Raw genomic sequence first — 23,802 nt, 5'->3', positions numbered from 1 at the left:
GCGGGGTCCGGGGCGGAGCCCCAGTTCAGGGAAGGGGCGGGGTGGGGCAGGCCCGCCGCAGGCGCACCCCCGCACCGCCCGTCAGTCCACCAGGTCCCGCACCACCGCGTCCGCCAGCAACCGCCCCCGGAGCGTCAGCACCGCACGCCCCTCCCCGTACGGCCCCGGCTCCAGCAGGCCGTCCGACAGTGCCCGGCCCGCCGCCGCGAGGCCCGCCGGGCGCAGCAGGGACAGGTCGCAGCCCTCGCGCAGGCGCAGTTCCAGGAGCACCCGCTCCACCCGGCGGTCCTCCGGCGCGAGCACCTCACGGCCCGCACCCGGCGACCGCCCGTCAGCCAGCGCCGCCGCATACGCTCCCGGGTGCTTCACGTTCCACCACCGCACCCCGCCGACATGGCTGTGGGCACCCGGTCCCGCGCCCCACCAGTCCGCGCCCCGCCAGTACAGCTCGTTGTGCAGGCACCTGCCCGCGTCCGAGGTCGACCAGTTGGAGACCTCGTACCAGTCGAAGCCCGCGTCCCCCAGCACCGAGTCCGCGATCAGATAGCGGTCCGCGTGGACGTCGTCGTCGGTCATCGGCACCTCGCCGCGCCGGATGCGCCGCGCCAGCTGCGTGCCCTCCTCCACGATCAGCGCGTACGCCGAGATGTGGTCGGGCCCCGCCCCCACTGCCGCCGCCAGGGAGGCGCGCCAGTCGTCGTCGCTCTCGCCGGGCGTGCCGTAGATCAGGTCCAGGTTCACATGGTCGAAGCCGGCCGCCCGCGCCTCGGCGACGCACGCCTCGGGCCGCCCGGGCGTGTGCGTACGGTCCAGCACCTTCAGGACGTGCTGCTTCGCGCTCTGCATCCCGAAGGAGACCCGGTTGAAGCCGCCCTCCCGCAGCTCGGCCAGATACGCCGGATCCACCGAGTCCGGATTCGCCTCGGTGGTGATCTCCGCGTCGTCCGCGAGCCCGAACTCCTCCCGTACGGCATCCAGCATCCGTACAAGATCGGAGGCAGCGAGCAGCGTCGGCGTACCGCCCCCGACGAAGACCGTCTTCACCTGCCGCGGGTCGGCGCCCAGCACCTTGCGGGCCAGCCTCACCTCGTCGACGAGCGTCGCGGCGTAGTTGTCGCGGGAGGCGAGGACGCCGCCCGAGCCGCGCAGCTCGGTCGCCGTGTAGGTGTTGAAATCGCAGTAGCCGCAGCGGGTCGCGCAGTACGGCACATGCAGATAGAAGGCGAGCGGCCGGTCACCGGCCTCTTCGAGGGCTGCTGCGGGCAGCGCCCCGTCCTCGGGCATGGGCTCACCATCGGGCAGTACGGAAGGCATGCCCCCATTGTCCGTCACTCCGCACGTCGCCCGGGACGTCACTCGGGCCGTCGCCCGGGACGCACCCGCAACTCGGCTACAGCGCCTGCAGCACCAGCAGCGCCAGATCGTCCCCCGGCGGCGTCTCCGCGAACTCGTGCACCGCCTGCTTGATCCGCTCCGCGATCCCCTGCGCGGTCAAACCCGCGCACCCCGCGAGCACCCGCGCAAGCCCGTCCCCGTCGTCGAACATCAACGGCCCCGAGCGCCGCTCGGTCACCCCGTCCGTGACGCAGAGCAGCGTGTCGCCGGGCTCCAGGTCGAAAGTCTGGCTCTGGTACGCCACATCGTCGACGACCCCGAGCAGCACCTGCGGCTCCGCAGCCGTACGCACCCGGCCGTCCGGCCGCAGCAGCAGCGGCAAGGGATGCCCGGCACTGGCGACGGTGCACCGCACACCGCCCTGCGGGGAGCGCACCAGCTCGCCGTAGAGCAGGGACAGAAAGCGGGCCTGCGGCCCCTCCGGCAGACCCTGGACGCCGCCTGCCGCGGCGACCATCAGCGCTGCCGCCTCGGCCGCCTCCATGGCGTCGTCGAGCAGCAGTCCGTTCAGCCGGTCGAGCACCGCGCCCACCTGGTAGCCCTCGCGGGCGAGCAGCCGCAGCCAGGGCCGGGCGAGGCCGGTGACGACGGCGGCCTCGGGCCCGCTGCCCTGAACGTCGCCGAGCATGAAGCACCAGCGGCCGCCGGAGCCCGCCGGGAAGATGTCGTAGAAGTCGCCGCCCGCGACTCCGTCGTCGCTCGGCTCGTACACGAGGAAGCGGTCCACGCCGGGGATCTCGCCGACCTTGCCGGGCAGCAGCCCCCGCTGGAGCACTTTGCTGATGGTGGCCTGCCGGGTGTACTGCCGGGCGGCTCCGATCGCGAGGGCGAGCCGCCGCGCGAAGTCCTCGATCAGCGCGGTGACTTCGTCGGGCACGCGGGCCAGACCCTGCCGGGCGACGAGCAGCGTCCCGATGCCCCGGCCGCCGGTGACGAGGCGGTAGGCGAGCGCCGTCCCCTCGCCCGCGCCCGGTTCGCCCGCACGCGGCCAGGGGATCGGCACAGGACCGTTGCGCAGATTGTCGAGCAGCGGCGGCGGCTCCTTGCTGAGAGCCTCCCGCAGTTCCTCGATGCAGGACTCGTCGCTGTGCCAGACCCTGGCGAGCCGCGGCGCGGCCCCCGACTGGCTGCCCGTCCCCCATCCCGAGCGCCCGCCCTCCGCGTCCACCCAGATCGCGCACCAGTCGGCGAGCCGTGGCACGAGCAGCTGTCCGGCGAGCGCCGCGACCATGTCCTCGTCGAGCTGTCCGGCGAGCAGGTCCGAGGCTTCGGCGAGAAAGGACAGCGCTCCCCGGCTGACCCAGTCCTGGTCCTCGCGGACGGTGCGGCGCGGCGAGGGGGCGAGGATCTCGGCGGCGCGCAGCCCGCGCTGGAGCGCGGGTTCGGCGCCGGGCAGCGGGCAGGATTCCAGGCCGTCGACGGGAAGACGGGCCCAGATGGTCTTGAGAGCCGCGAGATAGGTGATGCCCCAGCGTTCGGCGAGGGCGGCGACGAGATGGAGGCCGCGCCCGTATTCGGGGGTGCCGGTGTGATCCTCGCCGTGCGGTTCGTTGCGTACGGTCCTGGCGGGGTGGTGGTCGGAGACCTCGATCACCAGGGCGGCGGGCTCGCCGTCGGCCGACCCCTCGAGACGGCAGAGGAGTTCGACGGTGGTGCCCGCATGGACTACGGCGTTTGTCACGAGCTCGTTGACGATGAGTACGGCATCGTCTGCGAGCCGGTCCGTACTGTGCCTGCCCGGCGGGCAGCCCCCATTGCCTGTCGTACCCCGGCAGAAACCGCAGGTGGCGAGCAGTCCGAGGCTGGTCCAGTCGGCGAGTGCGGCCCGTACGAAACGGCGGGCTGCGGACGGTGCGAGCGTGTTTCCGGGCAGACTCGTGTGCGAAGCCGACCGCGCGTCATCCCGTAGTGGGTACAACGGGGTTGAGCGTTGGACGGTTTCGCGCTGCATCGGAATGGACCCCACGGTGCGGCTCCTGGTCGGTTCTGGCAATGCGCCGCTTATGACACCGACAGAGTGACAGACTGAGCCTGCCCATAAGCGCCGAGTCACTGAAGTGGGCGGATATGAACAAACAGAGTGCTTTGTCTCCCGCCCAGCCGGCCCCCCAGTCGGCCCTCCGGCCGCCTGCCCAGCCGCCCTCCGACGGTGCCTGGATCCGTGTCTCGGAGCTCCGCCCGCTGCTGGCCGCCATGACGGCCCTGCGGGACGGGGACTTCAAGATACGGGTCACGGAAACCGATGAGGGCATGTCCGCCGAGCTGGCCGCGATGTTCAACCAGATCGCGGTGCGCAATCAGCACTTCACGGATGAACTGACCCGTGTGCGCAGGGAAGTCGTACGCCACGGGCGCCTCGACGACCGGCTGGCGGCCAGCCCCGGCCAGGGCGCCTGGACCTCCGGCGTGAACAGCACGAACGCACTCCTTGACGCGTTGGTCGTGCCCGCGGCGAACGCCACCCGAGTGCTGGACGCGGTGGCCGGAGGGGATCTGACCCAGCGGGTCGACCTGCACGACGGCAACCGGCAGTTGCGCGGAGATTTACGCCGGCTGGGCCGCGCCGTCAACAAGATGGTCGACCAGCTGTCGCTGTTCACGGGCGAAGTGACCCGGGTCGCGCGCGAGGTCGGGACCGAGGGCAGGCTCGGCGGACGGGCCAAGGTGCAGGGTCTGTCCGGCAGTTGGCGGGATGTGACAGAAGCGGTCAACACCATGGCCTCCCGGCTGACCGCGCAGGTGCGGGACATCGCAGCGGTGACCACCGCTGTCGCCCGCGGCGACCTGACCCGTACGGTCACGGTCGAGGCGACCGGCGAGCTGCTTGAGCTGAAGCTCACCGTCAACACGATGGTGGACCAGCTCTCGGCCTTCGCCGACGAGGTGACGAGGGTCGCCCGCGAGGTGGGCACGGAGGGCCGGCTGGGCGGCCGCGCCCAGGTCCGCGGTGTGTCCGGCGTCTGGAAGGACCTCACGGACAACGTCAACTTCATGGCGTCCAACCTGACCTCCCAGGTCCGCAATATCGCCCAGGTCACCACCGCCGTCGCCAACGGCGACCTGTCCCAGAAGATCACCGTCGACGCGCAGGGCGAGATCCTGGAACTGAAGTCGACCATCAACACCATGGTCGACCAGCTCTCCGCCTTCGCCGACGAAGTCACCCGCGTCGCCCGCGAAGTGGGAACGGAAGGAAACCTCGGCGGCCGCGCCCAGGTCCGCGGCGTCTCGGGCGTCTGGAAAGACCTCACCGAGAACGTCAACTTCATGGCCGACAACCTCACTTCACAGGTGCGGAACATCGCCCTCGTGTCGACGGCCGTCGCCCAGGGCGACCTCGGCAAGAAGATCACGGTCGAGGCGAAGGGCGAGATCCTGGAACTGAAGTCGACCATCAACACCATGGTCGACCAGCTCTCCGCCTTCGCCGACGAAGTCACCCGCGTCGCCCGCGAAGTGGGAACGGAAGGAAACCTCGGCGGCCAGGCCCAGGTCCGCGGCGTCTCCGGCGTCTGGAAAGACCTCACGGACAACGTCAACTTCATGGCTTCCAACCTGACGTCCCAGGTCCGCAATATCGCCCAGGTCACCACGGCCGTCGCCAACGGCGACCTGTCCAAGAAGATCACCGTGGATGCGCGCGGCGAGATCCTGGAGCTCAAGGACACCGTCAACACGATGGTGGAGCAGCTGCGCGCCTTCGGCGACGAGGTGACCAGGGTCGCCCGCGAGGTCGGTACGGACGGCAGGCTCGGCGGCCGCGCCCAGGTCCTCGGCGTCACCGGCCTGTGGAAGGACCTCACCGACAACGTCAACTACATGGCCGACAACCTCACTTCACAGGTGCGGAACATCGCCCAGGTGGCGACGGCCGTCGCCCAGGGCGACCTGTCCAAGAAGATCGACGTGGACGCCCGCGGCGAGATCCTGGAGCTCAAGACCACCATCAACACCATGGTGGACACGCTCTCCTCCTTCTCCTCCGAGGTCACGCGGGTGGCCCGCGAGGTGGGCAGCGAAGGCCAGCTGGGCGGCCAGGCCCGCGTCGAGGGCGTGTACGGCACCTGGAAGCGCCTGACGACCAACGTGAATGAACTGGCCCTCAACCTCACCACCCAGGTCCGCGCCATCGCCGAGGTCGCGTCCTCCGTCGCCCAGGGCGACATGTCCCGCTCGATCACCGTCGAGACCCGCGGCGAGGTCTCCGAGCTCAAGGACAACATCAACCTGATGGTGTCCAACCTCCGCGAGACCACCCGCGCCAAGGACTGGCTGGAGTCCAATCTCGCCCGCCTGGCGGGTCTGATGCAGGGCCACCGCGATCTGATGGAGGTCGCCGACCTGATCCTGCGCGAGCTGACCCCGTTGGTGAACGCGCAGTACGGCGCGTTCTTCCTGGCCGACCCCGACGGCGACGGCACTCCGTCCCGTACGACATCGACCACCAAGGGACTGGCCTTCATCGCCGGTTACGGCTCGGCCCAGTCGTCCACCATCGACACGACCGGCATGCCGGGTCACGGTCTTGTGCGCCAGGCGGCCCTGGAGAAGAAGCGGATCCTCCTGGAGGAGGCCCCGCCGGACTACATCAAGATCAACTCCGGTCTTGGTGAGGCATCCCCCGCCAGCGTCGTCATCATCCCGATTCTCTTCGAGGACAAGCTGCTCGGCGTGATCGAGCTGGCGTCCTTCTCCCGCTTCTCCGACGTCCACCTGGCCTTCTTCGACCAGTTCGTCAACACCATCGGCGTCGCGATCAACACCATCATCGCCAACTCCCGTACGGAATCGCTGCTCGGCGAGTCCCAGCGCCTGGCCGTCCAGCTCCAGGAACGCTCCGACGAACTCCAGCGGCAGCAGGCCAAGTTGCAGCGCTCCAACGCAGAGCTTGAGGAGAAGGCAGCCCTTCTCGCCACCTCCTCGCAGTACAAGTCGGAGTTCCTGGCGAACATGTCGCACGAGCTGCGCACCCCGCTGAACTCCCTGCTCATCCTCGCCCGGCTGCTCTCCGACAATCCGGACGGCCATCTCTCCGACCAGGAAGTGCAGTTCGCCACCACGATCCACCGCTCGGGCTCCGACCTGCTCCAGCTGATCAACGACATCCTGGACCTGTCGAAGATCGAGGCAGGGCGGATGGACGTGCGCCCGAAGAAGCTGCCGCTGATCAAACTGCTCGACTACGTCCACGCCACCTTCCGCCCGATCACGCTCGACCGGGGTCTTGCCTTCGAGGTCGCGGTCGGCGAGGACGTACCGCGCGAGATGTACTCCGACGAGCAGCGGCTCCAGCAGATCCTGCGCAATCTGCTCTCCAACGCGATCAAGTTCACCTCCACCGGCCGCGTCGAGCTGAGGGTGAGCCGGGTCAAGGACCCTGACAACAAGCTGCTCAAGGGCATGGACGACCTGATCGCCTTCGCCGTCACCGATACCGGAATCGGTATCGCGAGGGAGAAACTGCCGGTGATCTTCGAGGCGTTCCAGCAGGCCGATGGCACCACCAACCGCAAATACGGCGGCACGGGCCTTGGCCTGTCCATCAGCCGCGAGATCGCGGGGCTGCTCGGCGGCCGCATCATCGCCGAGAGCGAGCCGGGCTGCGGCTCCACCTTCACGCTGTACGCCCCCGTCCTCTACCCCGGCCATGTCGGCGCCGACGGCGATGGCTTCCACGACGGCCAGGGAATCCATGACGTCCAAGACGTGCCGATGACCTCGCCCGAGCGGCACCACGCCGAGCACCACCCACGCCCGGACCTGGACGACGGCTGGCCGACGACCACCAAACTGGAGGAGTGGAAGGCGGGCCGGGCGGGCCGGATCCTTGCGGCCCGGCGTGTCCTCATCGTCGACGACGACATCCGCAACGTCTTCGCACTCACCCATGTGCTGGGCAGGGTGGGCATGCCCGTGCTGTACGCGGAGAACGGCCGGGAAGGCATCGAGACCCTGGAGCGCAACCCCGACGTCGAACTGGTCCTGATGGACATCATGATGCCCGAGATGGACGGTTACGAGACGATCGAGGCGATCAGGCGGAGCCCGCTGTGGACGGATCTGCCGATCGTCGCTCTCACCGCCAAGGCGATGCCCGGGGACCGTGAGAAGTCGATCGCCCAGGGCGCGAACGAGTACGTGCCCAAGCCTGTGGATGTCGACCGTCTGCTGACCGTCGTCTGCGCCCTGCTGGATCCGGAGGGCGGGACGAGCGGACCGGACGGCGCGGAGCCTGGAGAAAAACCTGCAATACCGGGACAGCCAACCGGCGATGGGGAGCCGGCTGTCCCGCCGACGATCACGTGAGGCAAACACGATGAGCACAGAGGCGACCACCGCCGACCGCGCGAGCATCCTCCTCGTGGACGACATGGAGGACAATCTCGTCGCCTTGGAGGCCGTACTCGGGTCCCTCAACGAACCGTTGGTCCGCGCCCGTTCAGGAGAGGAGGCGATGAAGGCACTGCTGCGGCAGAAGTTCGCGGTGGTCCTGCTGGATGTACGGATGCCGGGCATGGACGGCTTCGAGACCGCGTCCAACATCAAGCGCCTGGACCAGACGAAGGACGTCCCGATCATCTTCCTGACGGGGACGGAGGCGGACAGCGGCTATGCCTTCAGGGGGTACGCGACGGGGGCGGCGGACTTTCTGACCAAGCCCTTCGACCCGTGGGTGCTGCGGGCGAAGGTGAACGTGTTCCTCGATCTGCACCGCAAGAACCGCCAGTTGGAGCGGCTGCTGGCACGCGAGCAGGAGCAGCTGGGCGAGTTCGCGGAGCGGCTGACCACGATAGAGACGGAACTGGGACGGCGCGGCCCGGCGGATGCACCGGAGCTGCAGGTGCAGTTGACGCGGGTGGAGGAACTGCTGACGGACCTGCGCCGCGGGCGGAGGTAGCTGGGGCTCGGCGTCGCGAACGCCGGCGGGGCTGAATATTCAGCCCCGCCGGCGTTTGAGGCGCGGGGTCCGGGGCGGAGCCCAGGGGAAGGCCCCGGTGGCCCCGCCTACGCCTCGCGCGAGCCCGCGTACATGTCCTCGATGAGGTCCTTGTACTCCCGCTCGACAACCGGCCTCTTGAGCTTGAGGCTCGGCGTCAGCTCCCCGTGCTCAATGTCCAGATCCCTCGGCAGCAGCCGGAACTTCTTGATCGTCTGCCACCGCTGCAGCCCCTCGTTCAGCCGCTTCACGTAGCCCGCGATCAGCTGCTCGGCCTCCTTGGTGGCCACCACCTCGGCGTACGGCTTGCCGTCGAGACCGTTCTCCTTGGCCCAGCCGAGGATCGTGGGCTCGTCGAGCGCGATCAGGGCGGTGCAGAAGTTACGGTCCGCGCCGTGCACCAGGATGTTGGAGACGAACGGGCACACCGCCTTGAACTGACCCTCGACCTCCGCCGGCGCGATGTACTTTCCGCCCGACGTCTTGATCAGGTCCTTCTTGCGGTCGGTGATCCGCAGGTAGCCGTCCGCGGACAGCTCGCCGATGTCCCCGGTGTGGAACCACCCGTCGGACTCCAGGACCTCCGCGGTCTTCTCGGGCAGCCCGTGGTAGCCCTCCATGATGCCGGGACCGCGCAGCAGGATCTCGCCGTCGTCCGCGATGCGCACCTCGGTGCCGGGGAGCGGCTTGCCGACGGTGCCGGTGCGGTACGCCTCGCCCGGGTTGACGAAGGACGCCGCGCTGGACTCCGTAAGGCCGTAGCCCTCCAGGATGTGGATCCCGGCGCCGGCGAAGAAGTAACCGATGTCGGGTGCGAGGGCCGCGGACCCGGAGACGGCGGCGCGCAGCTTCCCGCCGAAGGCCTCGCGGAGCTTGGAGTAGACGAGCGCGTCCGCGACCTTGTGCTTGGCGGTCAGCCCGAACGGCGCGGAGGCCGTGCCCGTACGGCGGAAGTTGTCCTGCGCGGCCTTGGCGTACTCGCGGGAGATCCCGGCGGCCCACTGGAAGATCTTGTACTTCGCGCCGCCACCGGCCCGCGCCTTGGCCGCGACGCCGTTGTATACCTTCTCGAAGATGCGCGGCACAGCGGCCATGTACGTCGGCTGCACCACCGGCAGATTCTCGATGATCTTGTCGACGCGCCCGTCGACGGCGGTGACGTGCCCGACCTCGATCTGCCCGGAGGTCAGCACCTTGCCGAAGACATGGGCGAGCGGCAGCCAGAGGTACTGGACGTCCTCCGGGCCGATCAGGCCGGTGGCGGCCATGGCCTTGGCCATGTAGGCCCAGTTGTCGTGCGGCAGCCGCACGCCCTTGGGCCGGCCCGTGGTGCCCGAGGTGTAGATGAGCGTCGCCAGCTGGTCGGAGGTGATCGCAGCGATCCGCTCCTTGACGGAGTCGGGGTGCTTGGCGAGGTACTCCGCGCCGCGCGCCTCCAGGTCGGCGAGCGAGAGCACCCAGCCCTCGGGGTCGTTCTCGTCCGGCTCCACGCCCGTCATGTCGAACACGACGACGTGCTTCAGCTCCGGCAGATCGGCCCGCTTCTCGCGGGCCTTCGCCAGCTGGGACGCGTCCTCCGCGATGAGCACCCGGCTGGCGGAGTCGGAGAGGATGTACGCCGATTCCTCGGCGTTCGTGGACGGATAGACGGTCGTGGTCGCACCGCCCGCGCACATCACGCCGAGGTCGGCGAGGATCCACTCGACCCGGGTGGAGGAGGCGAGCGCGACCCGCTCCTCGGGCTGTACGCCGAGATCGATCAGACCGGCCGCGATGGCGTAGACCCGCTCGGCGGCCTGGCCCCAGCTCAGCGACTTCCAGTCGTCGGGCCCATCACCGGATGCGGGGGCCACCGGATACCGGTAGGCCGCGGCGTCCGGCGTGGCCGCCACGCGCTCGGCGAAGAGGATCGCCACCGAGGGCGGTCGGTTCTCGATCAGGGTCTGTGTGTCGCTCACGACGTCCTCCGGGCCTGCGGCAGCATGCACAACTGGCTGGTTTTTAAACTGGCGAGTAACCATCGAGCCGTGATCAGAGTAGAACGCACAAAGCCGGTGCGTAAGAGGCTGCGGGCTGCCGCTTGATAACGAACGGACCCGCGGATCGCTGGCCGGAAGCGCTGGTCGGTGTATCCCTCACGTAACGGGCGATGCGTTGCCAGACACGCGAAAAGCGCCCGTCCGGACCCCCGGCGGGCGCTTTCGCTCGTCAGTCGCGACCACTCGCGGCCACTCACGACACGTGGGGCTACTTCTTCGCCTTGCCGCCCTCGTCGCTGGACAGCACCGCGATGAAGGCCTCCTGCGGGACCTCCACGCTGCCGACCATCTTCATCCGCTTCTTGCCTTCCTTCTGCTTCTCCAGCAGCTTCCGCTTACGGGAGATGTCACCGCCGTAGCACTTGGCGAGGACGTCCTTGCGGATGGCGCGAATGGTCTCCCGGGCGATGACCCGGGAGCCGATGGCAGCCTGGATGGGCACCTCGAAGGCCTGCCGCGGGATGAGCTCGCGCAGCTTGGCGACGAGCCGCACGCCGTACGCGTACGCCGCGTCCTTGTGCGTGACGGCGGAGAAGGCGTCGACCTTGTCGCCGTGCAGCAGGATGTCGACCTTGACCAGGCTGGCGGACTGCTCGCCGGTGGGCTCGTAGTCGAGGGAGGCGTAGCCGCGGGTCTTGGACTTCAGCTGGTCGAAGAAGTCGAAGACGATCTCGGCGAGGGGAAGGGTGTAGCGGATCTCGACCCGGTCCTCGGAGAGGTAGTCCATGCCGAGCAGCGTGCCGCGGCGGGTCTGGCACAGCTCCATGATCGAGCCGATGAACTCGCTCGGCGCGAGGATCGTGGCCCGTACGACCGGCTCGTGCACCTCGGAGATCTTGCCCTCGGGGAACTCACTCGGATTGGTGACGGTGTGCTCGGCGCCGTCCTCCATGACCACGCGGTAGACCACGTTGGGGGCAGTGGCGATCAGGTCCAGGCCGAACTCGCGCTCCAGGCGCTCGCGGATGACGTCCAGGTGCAGCAGACCGAGGAAGCCCACGCGGAAGCCGAAGCCGAGGGCCGCGGAGGTCTCCGGCTCGTAGACCAGCGCGGCATCGTTGAGCTGCAGCTTGTCGAGGGCCTCGCGGAGGTCCGGGTACTCCGAGCCGTCCAGCGGATAGAGGCCCGAGAACACCATCGGCTTGGGGTCCTTGTAGCCGCCCAGCGCCTCGGTCGCGCCCTTGGTGAAGGAGGTGATCGTGTCACCGACCTTGGACTGACGCACGTCCTTCACGCCGGTGATGATGTAGCCCACCTCGCCGACGCCGATGCCGTCGGCCGGGGTCATCTCGGGAGAGGAGACACCGATCTCGAGAAGCTCATGCGTAGCGCCGGTGGACATCATCCTGATGCGCTCGCGCTTGTTGAGCTGCCCGTCGACGACTCGTACGTACGTCACGACACCGCGGTACGAGTCATAAACCGAGTCGAAGATCATCGCGCGGGCGGGGGCGTCGGCGACACCGACCGGGGCGGGGACATCGCGGACCACCCGGTCCAGCAGGGCCTCGACGCCGACGCCGGTCTTGGCCGAGACCTTGAGGACGTCCTCCGGCTGGCAGCCGATGAGGTTGGCGAGCTCCTCGGAGAACTTCTCCGGCTGGGCGGCCGGCAGGTCGATCTTGTTGAGGACCGGAACGATCGTGAGGTCGTTCTCCATCGCCAGATAGAGGTTGGCGAGGGTCTGCGCCTCGATGCCCTGGGCGGCGTCGACCAGCAGGACCGTGCCCTCGCAGGCGGCGAGGGACCGCGACACCTCGTAGGTGAAGTCAACGTGCCCGGGGGTGTCGATCATGTTCAGGATGTGGGTGCTGCTCTGATCGGGCCCCTCGGTCGGGGCCCAGGGGAGCCGGACGGCCTGGGACTTGATCGTGATGCCGCGCTCGCGCTCGATGTCCATACGGTCGAGGTACTGAGCACGCATCTGCCGCTGGTCGACCACACCGGTCAGCTGGAGCATCCGGTCGGCAAGGGTCGACTTGCCGTGGTCGATGTGCGCGATGATGCAGAAGTTGCGGATCAGCGCCGGGTCGGTACGGCTCGGCTCGGGGACGTTGGTAGGAGTCGCGGGCACGCAGGGTCCTGATTCTTGAGACGCGGGGCGTCTCGTCTCGGGCGATGTCGGATCGATACGTAGCCTCTATGGTCCCATGGCTGCGGGGCTGTGCCCGGTTTGGGCCGTCGGATGGACGGCTGGTAACGTGGGCAGCTGTGTCTCGTGCCCTCTCAGTGCGGGACGCAACCTCAGAGATCAGAGTTTCACCGAACCTGAAAAGGCTCTTTCGTGGCGAACATCAAGTCCCAGATCAAGCGGAACAAGACCAACGAGAAGGCGCGCCTGCGCAACAAGGCCGTCAAGTCGTCGCTCAAGACCTCGATCCGTAAGGCCCGTGAGGCTGTCGCAGCCGGTGACGTCGAGAAGGCCACTGTGGCCGTCCGTGAGGCGTCGCAGAAGCTGGACAAGGCTGTCTCCAAGGGTGTCATCCACAAGAACGCCGCCGCCAACAAGAAGTCGGCGCTGGCCGCCAAGGTTGGCTCCCTGCAGGGCTGAACCTCTTGATTGTCGCCGGTAGGGACTCAGCGGGCCCTCTCTTCCGCTCCTGACCCGGCACCCTCCGCGCCGCACGCGGCCTGCGTTCGCCACGCGGGTGCGGCGCACCAGCTAAATGCCTGGTCACAGGCCGTTTGCGTACTGCCCGCCCGGATCCCCCCGAAGCGGGCAGTACGCATTTTGTACACACGAATCTGATCAGCTCTTCGCAGTACGGGCGGCCAGTGCGGACTTACGTCCGGCGTCGAGCGCGTTGGCCACCTCGTCCAGACGGTCCGGAAAGAGATGCCCGTAGACGTCGAGCGTCATGGCCGCGGACTTGTGGCCGAGCATCAGCTGCACGACCTTCACGTCCGCTCCAGCCGCGATGGCGAGACTGGCCGCTGTGTGCCGCAGCTTGTGCGGCGTGATGCCCAGCCCGTCAAGGCCGGCCGCCTTCACCGCGGCGTCAAAGACGTTCGGCCGGAACGTCGTGTACTTCAGGTGCGTGCCGTCGTCACCGACGAACAGCAGCTGACCCCGCTTCCGCTGCTCGGCGATGGGCCGCAGCTCCTCAACCATCGAGGCCAGCACGGGCACCGAGCGCCGCTCATGGTTCTTCACGGGCCCCACCTTCATACCGCCCTTGACCCTGGTGTGCGCCTGCACTATCCGCAGCCGGCGCGTGTCGAGCTGGAGCCGTCCGGCCTCGAGCGCCGTGGCCTCGCTCCAGCGGATGCCGCAGTATCCCAGCACCAGAAGGAACGTCCGGTACTCCCCCGCTGCGTCGGCAAGCGCCGCCAGCTGGTCATGAGTGAGGTAGACGTGTTCGCCGTCGTCGTCGATGCGCGGCAGCTCATGGTCTGCCGCGGGGTTCGTCGGGATCTTCCCTGACTGCATGGCGCGCTTCATCGCCATGCTGAAGACCAGGTGCGTCTTCGCAATGCGGGCCGGCGACAGTGGCTTGCCGCGCTTGCCGGGCTGGCCGCAGAGCTCGGTCACCCAGCCGGAGACGTCCTCCCACCGGATCGCAGCTACCTGCCAAGTCCCCCACTTCGGGATGACGTACAGATCGAGCAGTTCGCGGTAGTCGTTCTTGGTCCGCTCTGCCTGCTTGCGCAGCGACCCGAACCATTCCTCGGCCACGTCCGAGAACAGCGTCTTCCCCTGCTTCGGATCTCGATACGAGCCCTTGCCCAGCCGCTCCTCAAGCCCCCGCTTCTCTGCCTCAGCCTGCGGCAGCTTCTGGAACGTCAGGGCCTTCGGCTTGTTGTCAGGCCCGTACCACCGCACTCGCCATCTGCCCGGAGAATTCCTCTTGCTGCCTGCCTTCTTGGCCTCGGCCCATTTCTCCAGCGCCTGCTGATAGTCGGCGTGGTTGGCGCGATCCTCGATCCAGACCTTCGCCATCAATCCTCCTCGCCAGGCGATAGCTGCATGCGTCGGCCGGCGGGGCGGGCGTAGAGCTGGAACTGGAGAATCGCCCCGCTCGGGTCTCCCGGCTCGATGGGCTCGATCGGCATCTCGCCGTCCATCCAGTCCCATGCATCCTCGGCACTCACGGTGCCAACGCCCGTGATCTCTACGGTGGTCGCCGGGTCGTCGTTGAGGGGCAGCAGCAAGGCGGAAGGGTTGACGCGGAGGGCCGCAGCGAGCGCCACGAGTTCGTCGGCGGTCACCTGCCGTTCCGCCTTCTCCATGCGGGTGATGCCCGACGCCGGAATGTGACGCCCGTTGCGTTCGAGCAGTCCGGACAGCTGTCGAGTGGTGAGCCCACGAACCTTCCGGAGTCGGGCCAGGTTCTCGCCCACGGTCTTGCCGGTCGGGCCTGCCTCGATGGCGCGGCGTCCGCGCTGCTGCTCGCTCATGGGTAGCAGCGTAAGCAACAGCGATCGCCTTGTATTGCAGCCGGTATGCGCTACTCTCTGATCCATGGGTGCAGCATAGGACCACTTGGTTCTAGTTAGCAACGCATGTTGCAGAGAGAGGTGAACTGGTGAAGGCCAGCGCAACACCCAGCACTGATCAGCTCCTGTCCGCCAAAGAGGTGATCCGGGAGTACCCCATCTTCGGTAGCGCTTCATCGCTCGCCGAACGACGTTGGCGTGGGGATGGCCCCGACTACATCAAGACGTCCGAGGGGCGAGCCGGCCGCGTCTTCTACCGGCGCAGCGCCATCGAGAAGTGGCTCGACGCGCGCACCGTCTCGGGAGGCCAGGCGGCATGAGCCAGAACGCAAAGAAGGGCCTGCTGCTGACAGGCCCTTCTCAGGAAGTCCTCTTCGCTGCGGGCGGCGAGAACGCTGCCAGCGTAGCGCGACCGCTCGTCCTCGTCACAAGGGGACGCGTCGAATTCCTCGCTCACTGCCCGAAGTGCAGCGACTGGCACCGTCACGTACACCTCGGCAAGGTCACGGGGCCCTGCGGCACGGAGTACGACCTGCAGCCCCGAGCCAAGGGGGCGGCGTGAACGCCTGGCAGAAGGCTCTGGACGCAGCCCTGTACGCCACAGAGCGCGGGTACGCAGTGTTCCCGCTCTCCATCAACAAGACCCCCGCCATCAAGTCCCCGCACGACCGGGGCCACAGCTGCAAGGGAGACTGCGGATTGGCCGGCCACGGTGTTCACGACGCAACCAGCGTGGCCGCTCATGCCCGTATCCTCTTTGACCTTGCGCCCCGCGCAGCCGGGTACGGGATCTCCTGCATCGGCCAGTTCGTCGGTCTCGACCTCGACCGCAAGAACGGGGTCGACGGGGTCGCCAGCCTCAACCAGCTGGCCACCGAGCACGGGTTCGCCATCCCGCAGACCATGACCGTGTGCACCCCGTCGGGCGGCTTTCACCTGTGGCTGTCCATCCCGGCCGGGGTCACCGTGCCGAACTCGGCCGGGCGCCTCGGCCCCGGCATCGACGTGCGAGGAACCGGTGGCTACGTCGTCGGCCCCGGCAGTTGGGGCAAGGCCGGGCAGTACGAGGTGCATCCGCGCCTCGGTGAGGTCGACGTCCAGCCGGTCCCCGACCAGCTGCTGAAGCTGATGCTGCCCCCGCCCGCACCGAAGCGGCCGGTACGACGGGAGTCCCTACAGTGCACTGCCGACGCGGCCCTGAACGGCCTGCTGCGGGTTGTTCTCGGAGCGCCCGAAGGCACGCGCAACGACCGCCTGTACTGGGCTGCAGCCAAGGCTTGGGCTCACGTGGGAGACGGGCATATCGACGCCCTGACCGCCGAGGCTGCGCTTGTCGACGCGGCTGTCTCTACGGGTCTGGCTGAGGCCGAGGCACGCCGTACCTACGCCTCGGCCCGACGTGCAGCGGGGGTCTCCTGATGAGCCGTCCGACGAGCGGGTCTCTCGCACTCGTGTCAGAACCGTCAGGACTGTCAGAAACGGAAGTCGAGCCGCCTATGCCTTCTGACACTTCTGACGGTTCTGACAGCATCAGTGATGCCGAGTTCGATGCCCGTCTGCTCGCTGCTATGCGCGATGGCTCATGGCTCGACGAGCAGACATTCGCGCCTCTCAGCTACGCCATCCCCGGGCTGATGCCGGAAGGCTTCTCGCTGCTCATCGGACCGCCGAAGGCAGGCAAGAGCTGGCTGGCACTGGACTTCCTGCTGGCCGTCTCGGGCGGCAGGGAAGCGGTCGGGAAGATCGCCATGGCGGGCAAGCGCCGCGTCCTCTACCTGGCCCTGGAGGACGGCGACCGCCGTATGCAGGACCGGTGCCGGACGCTGCTCGGCGACGAGCCCATCCCGGACCTCTTCCATTACATGACCGACATTCAGCCGGGCTTCGTGGTGCACACCCTGCAGGCGTTCATCCGGCGGTACCCGGACACCGCGCTGATCGTCATCGACACGCTCGGCAAGGTCATGCCGCCGTCGATGCCCGGTGAGTCTGCGTATCAGCGCGACTACCGGGTGGCGGGCGCTCTCAAGCGGGTGGCGGACGCCAACCCGGGCCTGGCCATCAGCGCCCTGCACCACGACCGTAAGGCCGCCTCAGAGGACTTCGTGGACTCCGTGTCCGGCACTCACGGGCTGGCCGGCGCGGCGGACACCATCGTCGTCCTCGCCCGCAAGCGGCAGGCGACCGAGGCGCTCCTGATGGTCACCGGGCGAGACGTCGAAGAAGCCGAGTACGCGCTCGTCATGGACAGCGGCCTGTGGACGCTCGACGGCCTGAATCTGGCGGACGCCGCGGCCACCGCGCAGCGCAGGGAAGACGCATCCGGGCTCGGCGACGTGTCCGTGAACATCCTCCAGTTCGTCCGCGAGCACCCCGACGGATGCAAGGCGAAGGACGTCGTGGAGAAGTTCGGCAGGGACGCCTACCAGTACCTCGGCCGCCTCGAGGAGTCCGGCCGGCTCATGAAACCGAAGCGCGGTTTCTACATCGCAACCGACTCCATCCCCGGCATCGAAGAGGAGGCGTCGTGAACGTCAACGACCTCGTACAGGAGCGGATAGACGCGGCCCGGCTGCGCATCGCACGCCGCAAGAAGGAACGCACCGAGCTCGCCGAGGCGAGGCGGTACGGCCTCGAAGCCCGCAAGCGGCAGAAGCTCCGGCGGCGGCCGAGAGGGGAGGCGTCGTGAGCGACCCGTACCTGACTGCCTACGGCGTTGTCGTCGCCGCGCTCCGCGACGACCCCGCCGCCATCCAGACCCTGTTCCACACCCTCACCCAGGAAGAGACCGCGGCCGTCGCCGAAGGCGCCCTGCTCACCATGGCCGGCACCCTCCGCGACGTCCTCGACCCCGACGACATCCAGACCATCATCACCGCCGTGCAGGCCCTCGCCGCCACGGACGCAGCCGAAGGGAAGACCCGATGAACGCCGAAGAGATCCGCCAGCAGCTCAACAACAAGGCCCGCGCCATCAACAGCAAGCGCGACCTTGCCCCCCGCGCAAAGCAGACCATGCTCGCCCGCGCCTACGTCGAAGCCCGCGACGCCATCGCACAACTCCGCGAGGAAGAGATCGCAGCCATCGGACATGAGCGGGCCAAGCTCGACCGCAAGCTGTTCGGCACCAACGGGTTCAGCCCCGACCCGCAAGCCGTCATCGCCCGACGCGACGCCAACGACCGGGCAGCCAGGTTCGAGACACCCAGGGAAGCCGAGCACGCGCTGCGTCGCGCCGACCGCGAAGGCGACCACATCATGGCCAAGGCCATCGCCGCCCGCGCAGCCGACCACAGCGGCGAGCCGGCCTGGTCCGCGCTCGTCCACCAGTACGTGGCCGACAGGCCCAACGAAGCCGAGACGCTGAAGGCAATGCAGTCGCTGCCCGACACCAACGATCCAGTGTGGAAGCTGACACAGGCCATGCAGTACGGGGTCGTTGCACCCGAGGGACTGGGCGACACGTCGGGTGCTCGGGTCGACGCCCTTGCAGCGCTGCCGCTGGACGGCGACGTCGCAGCATGACCAACCGACTCGACGTCAACGGCACTGAGGCTCACCTCTGCGACGAGCCTCGGACCCATGGTGCGGCAGCCGGCTACCTCGCGACTGCACCAGCGTCGACGCCCCGACCGGCACCGCGCCTGCCGGTCGGGGCACCCCAAGGGGTGGGGGGATACCCCCCTAGTGGATCTCCAGCGATCGGCACCGTATAGCAGGTGACTGTGGCTGAGACCTGAAACGCTCCCATGCACCCCGCTGACCTGCGGGTTTACCGAATACGCTGACACTCCGTCAGAGACTCTAGGAGGACGGATCATGACCCATCTGGACATCGTTGCAGGTCAGAAGGCTGTAGCCGTAACACCCGTGCCGGATGGCCTCGACGAGTCGGGCACTCGGCTGTGGGAGTCGGTGGCCGCCCCGTTCGACCTGGACGTTCACGAGCAGCTGCTACTGCTCCAGGCCTGCCGCACCGCAGACCTGCTCGACCGGCTGTCCGCTGCGGCGGCCCGTGGCCGGCTGACGGTGACGAACGCCAAGGGCGAGGAGGTGACGAACCCGGTGATCACTGAGCACCGGCAGCAGTCGCTGGTGCTGGCCCGGCTGCTCGCCTCGCTGCGGATGCCGTCGGGCGAGGAGGATGAGCGCCCGCAGCGTCGCGGTGCTGCCCGCGGCTCGTATGGCGTGCGGAGGCTGGCGTGAGGCGCCGCGCTCCGGATCAGCGGGGCGCTCCCGAGTATCTGTTGCGCTACGACTGGCGGGACTGGCGTCCGCCGGCCGCCGCTGACGACCCGTGCCCCTGGTATTCGACCTGGTACCTCGGGCTGTTCGCCTGGCGGGAGGCCCGGGAGCAGTGGGCGGCGGGGCGAGAGATCCAGGTGCGGCAACTTCCTCGAGAGGTGCGGCCCCCGCAGGGCGACGTGTTCACCACCAGCTCGAGGCCAGTCAACGATGACCCCCAGGTGAACCGGGCGACGGTTCGCCGCAAGGCCCGCCCGATCAAGCTCCGCTGACAACTGCACCAGCTGAACTCTCCTTCAGGGCCCGCGCCATGGACTGCCGGAAGGGGCAGCTATGGCTATCACTGTGGGGTCCGTCGAAGTCGACGTGATTCCGAACACCCAAGGGATCTATGCCCGTCTCAGGGCTGGGCTGACGCCTGCGGCAACGCGTGTGGGCGACGACATGGGCCGCATCATCGGTAGCCGCATCACCGTGCAGGTGACGAACGCGGTCCGGGATGGCGTCACCCAGGGCGGCCGGCAGGCGACGGTTGCCGCGGGCCGTCAGGGCGGGGATGCGGGTGGCGCGTTCGGCCGCACGTTCCGCACGAGGGTGGAGGCGGCGCTGCGGAGCCTGCCTGACATTCAGATCGGCGCGAACACCTCCGAGGCTGACGCCGATATCCGGGCGCTGCGTGTGCAGCTGGAGACGCTGGCCAGTCAGCGGATCGGTATCGACATCGACGCGGCGACCGCCCGCCGGCAGGTCGACGAGCTGGAGCGGGAGCTCACCAGGCTCGGGGCGAGGCATCCCGACATTGCGGTACGCATCAACACCGCGGCGGCGACGGGGGAGCTGGCTGCTCTGCGGGCTGAGATTGCCCGGCTGGACGGCCAGGACGTCGACGTCGACGTGAACACGCATACGGCTGCGGCGAATCTGAATCTGCTGACGACGGCTGCTCTCGCGTTCGGGCCGGCGATCCTCCCGGCGATTCCGGCTGTGCTGGCGGGTCTCGGGGCGATTGCCGCGGCTGGTGTTGCTGCGTCCGTGGGTGTGGGCGCTGTGGGTCTGGTCGCGATTCCTGCGTTCAAAGGCATCGCCTCGGCTCTGCAGGCGCAGAAGGCCGCTCAGGATGCTGCCACGGCGTCGACGGGCAGCGGGGCGGGTGCGGCTGTGGCGGCGCAGCAGCGGGCTATTCAGATGGCGTCGGCGACGCAGGCTCTGGCTGCTGCCGAGCGGAACGGGGCGCGGCAGGTGGCCGCGGCTCAGGACGCGGTGACCAAGGCGAGGCAGAACGCGGCTCAGGTGGCCGCTCAGGCGTCCCAGAGAAGCCAGCAGGCGGCCCGGCAGGTACAGGACGCCGAACGGCAGCTGACGCAGGCACAGAAGGACGCGGTACGGGCGCAGGAGGATCTGACGTCGGCGCGGAAGTCGGCGGCGCAGCAGCTGCAGGACTTGAACGACCGGCTGGCCGGTTCGGCGCTGGACGAGCGGGCCGCGATCCTGCGGGTCAAGGAGGCTCAGGCCGAGCTGACGAAGACGACGGCGGCCGGCTCGAAGGCGACCCAGCTCGAGCGGGACCAGGCGCAGCTGTCTTACGACCAGGCGGTGCAGGCGCTGGCGGAGCAGCGTAAGGAGAACGGCCGCCTGAAGGCCGACGTGGCGAAGGCCAACAAGGCCGGGGTGGAGGGTTCCGACGCGGTCCGTGCGGCTCAGCAGCGTCTTGCTGACGCGCAGCAGCAGGTTGCGGACCGGGCCAGGTCGGTGAAGGATGCTCAGGACGCTCAGGCCCGGCAGGCGGTGCAGAATGCGCAGGACATTGCCTCGGCTCAGGGCCGGATCGTTGACGCTCAGAAGAATGTGGCGGCAGCGCAGCAGTCGGCGGCTGACTCGATCTCCTCGGCTCAGCGGCAGATCCAGTCGGCGCAGCAGTCGGCGGCCGGCGGGGCGAATGCCGCGGCGACCGCGCAGGCGAAGTATCAGGCGGAGCTGGCGAAGCTGACACCGTCCGCCCGGGGCACGATGAACGCTTTCGTGAACCTGCGTACCGCGTTCGGCGCCTGGTCCAAGAGCCTGCAGCCCGCGGTGATGCCCATCTTCACCAGGGCGCTGGACGGCATCCGCAAGTCGCTCCCCAGCCTCACGCCGTTCGTGCTCGCGGCTGCTGCTGCGATCGGCAAACTGCAGGACCGGGTGTCGGCAGGCTTCAAGTCGCCGTGGTGGCAGTCGTTCAAGGCGGACCTTGCCGGTTCCGTGGGCCCCGCCATCACGGGACTCGGTATCAGCTTCGGCCGGATCTTCAAAGGGATGGCCGGGGTGATCCAGGCCTTCCTGCCCCACATGAACGGCATCAGCGAAACCATGCAGCGCATCACCGGAAGGTTCGCCACCTGGGGTACGCAGCTGAAGGGCTCGCCGGCGTTTGAGCGGTTCCTCGCGTACTCCTCGGAGATGGGGCCGAAGGTTGCCGAGGTGTTCGGGAAGCTGGGTAAGGCCCTGTTCGATGTGGGGCACGCCCTGGCGCCGATCTCGGGACCGCTCCTCGCGGTGATCGGTGCTCTGCTGGACGGTGTCTCGTGGATCGCGACGAACTTCCCGGGCGCGATCCAGCTGGTGTACGGGCTGATTGTTGCGGTGCGGTTGTGGGCGGTCACGCAGTGGCTGGCGAATGCGGCGCTCGCGGCGTTCACGTTCATCTGGAACCTCGGCCCGTGGGGCTGGGTAACCCTGGCGATCATTGCCATCGTTGCCGCGGTGGTCCTGCTGTACAACAAGTTCGACTGGTTCCGTAAGGGCGTCCAAGTCGTCTGGGACGCCATCAAGACGGCCGCACTGTTCGTGTGGGAGAACGTCCTGCGCCCGGTGTTCAACGGCATCTGGACGGCCCTCCAGACGGTGGGCAAGTGGGCGACGTGGTTGTGGCAGAACATCCTGTCGCCCGTCTTCAACGCCATCGCCCTGGCCGCGAAAATTCTCCTCACCGCCGTAGTCGTCATCGTCCTCCTGCCCATCATCGCCATCATCAAGGTCCTCGGCGCGATCGCGAAGTGGCTGTGGAACAACGCGATCGGCCCCGCCTTCCGGGCCATCGGCGCCGTGGCTGTCTGGCTGTGGCGGAACGTCTTCAGCCCCGTGTTCGGCTTCATCGGCGACAAGGCCAAGTGGCTCTGGAACAACGCGATCAAGCCTGCATTCGCCCTGTTCAAGCTCGGCATCCAGTCGCTGTCGGACAAGGCCAAGTGGCTGTGGGACAAGATCCTGAAGCCCACGTTCACGTTCATCGGCGACAAGGCTTCCTGGCTGTGGAACAAGGCCCTGAAGCCCGCGTTCGACAACATCAAGAAGGCGGTCGGGCTGGTCGGTGACGCCTTCGGCAAGGCGAAGGACGCCATCAAACTGGCGTGGGACAAGGTCGAAGGCATCGCCAAGAAGCCCGTCAAGTTCGTCATCGACAAGGTCTACAACCACGGCATCGTCCCCGTCTGGAACAAGGTTGCGGGCGCGTTCGGTGCACCGAGCATCTCGGAGATGTCGCTGAAGGGATGGGCGACTGGCGGCGTCCTGCCCGGCTACACCCCGGGCCGCGACGTCCACAGGTTCTACAGCCCTACTGGCGGCGGCCTCGAGCTGTCCGGCGGCGAGGCCATCATGAGGCCGGAGTTCACCCGCGCGGTGGGTGGCGGCTTCATCAACACCCTCAACAAGATCGCCTCTTCACGGGGTTCAACCGGCGTTAAGGCGGCCCTCGCGCCCACTCTCGGCGGTAACCCGCTCCCTAGCCAGCAGTTCTCCGACGGCGGCATCTTCGGTTGGATCGCCAAGACCACCGCGGGCGCCGGTTCGAAGGCGTGGGACGGCATCAAGAAGACGGCCAGCTGGCTGGGGGACACTCTCGAGTCTTCAGCCCGAGCCGGCGTGAAGGCTGCCGTGGACCCGATCCTGAAGAAGTTCCCCGGCGCGGACACCAGCTTCGGGAAGATGATCCGCCGCATCCCGACGAAGATCCTCGACTCGATGTTCGGATACTCGAAAGAGGCGGACAAGAAGGGCGGCGGCGGCCTCGGCGGACCGCGGATCCAGGCCGGATTGAAGTGGGCTCGCACGCAGGCCGGTCTGCCGTATCAGTGGGCAGGCAACGGCAACCCGTCCTGGGACTGCTCCGGCTTCATGTCGGCGATCGAGTCCGTGATCCGGGGGCAGGCGCCGCACCGCCGGTGGGCAACGGGATCCTTCTCCGGGAAGACCGCACCGGCCGGATGGGTCCTGAACGGCAAGAGCCCGTTCCAGATCGGCATCACGAATGCGGGAGTCGGCCACACTGCGGGCACCCTCGGCGGCGTCAACGTCGAGAGTAGGGGCGGCGAGGGTGTCGTCGTCGGCAAGCGGGCCCGGGGCGCCATGTCGATGCTCTTCCAGGACGTCTACGGCTTCCAGCCCGGCAAGTACGACTCCGGTGGCTACCTGCCCGAGGGCCTGTCCCTTGCCTACAACGGCACCGGCAGGCCGGAGCCCGTGTTCACCACGCAGCAGGCCAATGCGCTGACGAGGATGAGTACGGATGGTGGCATCGGCGACTTGAGCGTGTCGGTGTACGTCGGCGACCGTGAGATCACGGACATCGCCCGCACCGAGATCCACCGCAGCAACGGCGAGCTCATCTCGACCATCCGGGCCGGCCGGAAGGGCTGACAGGGAGGGAAGCAGAAAAGGGGAGTCCAGAGGCCCGTATACGGGCTCCTGGACTCCCCTTCAGCGTTGCCTCCCC

General features: G+C 68.2%; 19 protein-coding genes. 13 read left to right on the top strand and 6 right to left on the bottom strand.

Going from position 1 to position 23,802, the window contains the following annotated elements; genetic code table 11:
* Positions 1-81: 81 nt before the first annotated feature.
* Together hemW and ABZS64_RS19295 are read right to left on the bottom strand one after the other, a co-directional pair.
* On the bottom strand, positions 82-1,314 hold the full coding sequence (gene hemW / locus ABZS64_RS19300; RefSeq protein ID WP_355830650.1) for a radical SAM family heme chaperone HemW: 1,233 nt from the start codon (positions 1,312-1,314) through the stop codon (positions 82-84).
* A 76-nt stretch (positions 1,315-1,390) separates the two neighbouring features.
* Positions 1,391-3,346, bottom strand: coding sequence for an ATP-binding SpoIIE family protein phosphatase (locus ABZS64_RS19295; RefSeq protein ID WP_355830692.1), 1,956 nt, complete (start codon positions 3,344-3,346; stop codon positions 1,391-1,393).
* Between the two features lie 242 nt (positions 3,347-3,588).
* Between ABZS64_RS19295 and ABZS64_RS19290 the strand changes: the two genes are divergently transcribed.
* Together ABZS64_RS19290 and ABZS64_RS19285 are read left to right on the top strand one after the other, a co-directional pair.
* Positions 3,589-7,701, top strand: a complete 4,113-nt coding sequence (locus ABZS64_RS19290; protein ID WP_355830689.1) for a HAMP domain-containing protein — start codon at positions 3,589-3,591, stop codon at positions 7,699-7,701.
* A gap of 10 nt (positions 7,702-7,711) precedes the next feature.
* Positions 7,712-8,293, top strand: a complete 582-nt coding sequence (locus ABZS64_RS19285; protein WP_355830647.1) for a response regulator — start codon at positions 7,712-7,714, stop codon at positions 8,291-8,293.
* Positions 8,294-8,400: 107 nt separating this feature from the next.
* Here ABZS64_RS19285 and ABZS64_RS19280 read toward each other — a convergent pair whose 3' ends face one another.
* Positions 8,401-10,290 (bottom strand): AMP-dependent synthetase/ligase, encoded by a 1,890-nt coding sequence (locus ABZS64_RS19280; protein ID WP_355830644.1) that lies wholly within the window; start codon positions 10,288-10,290, stop codon positions 8,401-8,403.
* 289 nt (positions 10,291-10,579) lie between these two features.
* Positions 10,580-12,445: a translation elongation factor 4 gene (lepA, locus tag ABZS64_RS19275; protein ID WP_355830641.1), complete on the bottom strand. Its 1,866-nt coding sequence runs from the start codon at positions 12,443-12,445 to the stop codon at positions 10,580-10,582.
* A 210-nt stretch (positions 12,446-12,655) separates the two neighbouring features.
* On the opposite strand from lepA, the gene rpsT reads away from it, so the two are divergent.
* Entirely contained in the window at positions 12,656-12,922 is a 267-nt protein-coding gene (gene rpsT, locus ABZS64_RS19270) for a 30S ribosomal protein S20 (protein WP_355830638.1), read from the top strand.
* Between the two features lie 198 nt (positions 12,923-13,120).
* Here rpsT and ABZS64_RS19265 read toward each other — a convergent pair whose 3' ends face one another.
* Positions 13,121-14,311 carry a tyrosine-type recombinase/integrase gene (locus tag ABZS64_RS19265; RefSeq protein ID WP_355830635.1) on the bottom strand — a complete coding sequence of 397 codons (1,191 nt, stop codon included), beginning with the start codon at positions 14,309-14,311 and terminating at the stop codon, positions 13,121-13,123.
* A complete protein-coding gene (locus ABZS64_RS19260) occupies positions 14,311-14,769 on the bottom strand; it encodes a helix-turn-helix transcriptional regulator (protein WP_355830632.1) in 459 nt (152 codons plus the stop codon). The genes ABZS64_RS19265 and ABZS64_RS19260 overlap by 1 nt, the downstream gene beginning before the upstream one ends.
* 128 nt (positions 14,770-14,897) lie before the next feature.
* Here ABZS64_RS19260 and ABZS64_RS19255 point away from each other — a divergent pair, with 128 nt between their 5' ends.
* The 10 genes from ABZS64_RS19255 (at position 14,898) to ABZS64_RS19210 (ending at position 23,726) form a co-directional block, all read left to right on the top strand.
* Complete coding sequence (locus ABZS64_RS19255; RefSeq protein ID WP_355830629.1) at positions 14,898-15,128, top strand: DNA-binding protein; 231 nt, start codon at positions 14,898-14,900, stop codon at positions 15,126-15,128.
* On the top strand, positions 15,125-15,370 hold the full coding sequence (locus ABZS64_RS19250; RefSeq protein WP_355830626.1) for a hypothetical protein: 246 nt from the start codon (positions 15,125-15,127) through the stop codon (positions 15,368-15,370). The genes ABZS64_RS19255 and ABZS64_RS19250 overlap by 4 nt, the downstream gene beginning before the upstream one ends.
* A complete protein-coding gene (locus ABZS64_RS19245) occupies positions 15,367-16,227 on the top strand; it encodes a bifunctional DNA primase/polymerase (protein ID WP_355830623.1) in 861 nt (286 codons plus the stop codon). The genes ABZS64_RS19250 and ABZS64_RS19245 overlap by 4 nt, the downstream gene beginning before the upstream one ends.
* 149 nt (positions 16,228-16,376) lie before the next feature.
* Positions 16,377-17,339: an AAA family ATPase gene (locus ABZS64_RS19240; RefSeq protein WP_355830620.1), complete on the top strand. Its 963-nt coding sequence runs from the start codon at positions 16,377-16,379 to the stop codon at positions 17,337-17,339.
* The gene (locus ABZS64_RS19235) at positions 17,336-17,497 is read left to right on the top strand and encodes a hypothetical protein (RefSeq protein WP_355830617.1); all 162 of its coding nucleotides are present in this window, start codon (positions 17,336-17,338) and stop codon (positions 17,495-17,497) included. The genes ABZS64_RS19240 and ABZS64_RS19235 overlap by 4 nt, the downstream gene beginning before the upstream one ends.
* Positions 17,494-17,736 (top strand): hypothetical protein, encoded by a 243-nt coding sequence (locus tag ABZS64_RS19230; RefSeq protein WP_355830614.1) that lies wholly within the window; start codon positions 17,494-17,496, stop codon positions 17,734-17,736. The genes ABZS64_RS19235 and ABZS64_RS19230 overlap by 4 nt, the downstream gene beginning before the upstream one ends.
* A complete protein-coding gene (locus ABZS64_RS19225) occupies positions 17,733-18,332 on the top strand; it encodes a hypothetical protein (RefSeq protein WP_355830611.1) in 600 nt (199 codons plus the stop codon). The genes ABZS64_RS19230 and ABZS64_RS19225 overlap by 4 nt, the downstream gene beginning before the upstream one ends.
* A gap of 294 nt (positions 18,333-18,626) precedes the next feature.
* Positions 18,627-19,013 (top strand): hypothetical protein, encoded by a 387-nt coding sequence (locus tag ABZS64_RS19220; RefSeq protein WP_355830609.1) that lies wholly within the window; start codon positions 18,627-18,629, stop codon positions 19,011-19,013.
* A complete protein-coding gene (locus ABZS64_RS19215) occupies positions 19,010-19,324 on the top strand; it encodes a hypothetical protein (protein WP_355830606.1) in 315 nt (104 codons plus the stop codon). Before ABZS64_RS19220 ends, ABZS64_RS19215 begins: the two co-directional genes overlap by 4 nt.
* Positions 19,325-19,385: 61 nt before the next feature.
* Entirely contained in the window at positions 19,386-23,726 is a 4,341-nt protein-coding gene (locus ABZS64_RS19210; protein WP_355830603.1) for a hypothetical protein, read from the top strand.
* Positions 23,727-23,802 lie beyond the last annotated feature (76 nt).

The sequence above is a fragment of the Streptomyces sp. NPDC005408 genome (assembly GCF_040606445.1).
Classification (GTDB): Bacteria; Actinomycetota; Actinomycetes; order Streptomycetales; family Streptomycetaceae; genus Streptomyces.
The sequence above is the reverse complement of the archived record's forward strand: the minus strand, read 5'-3'. Positions and strand labels throughout refer to the sequence as shown.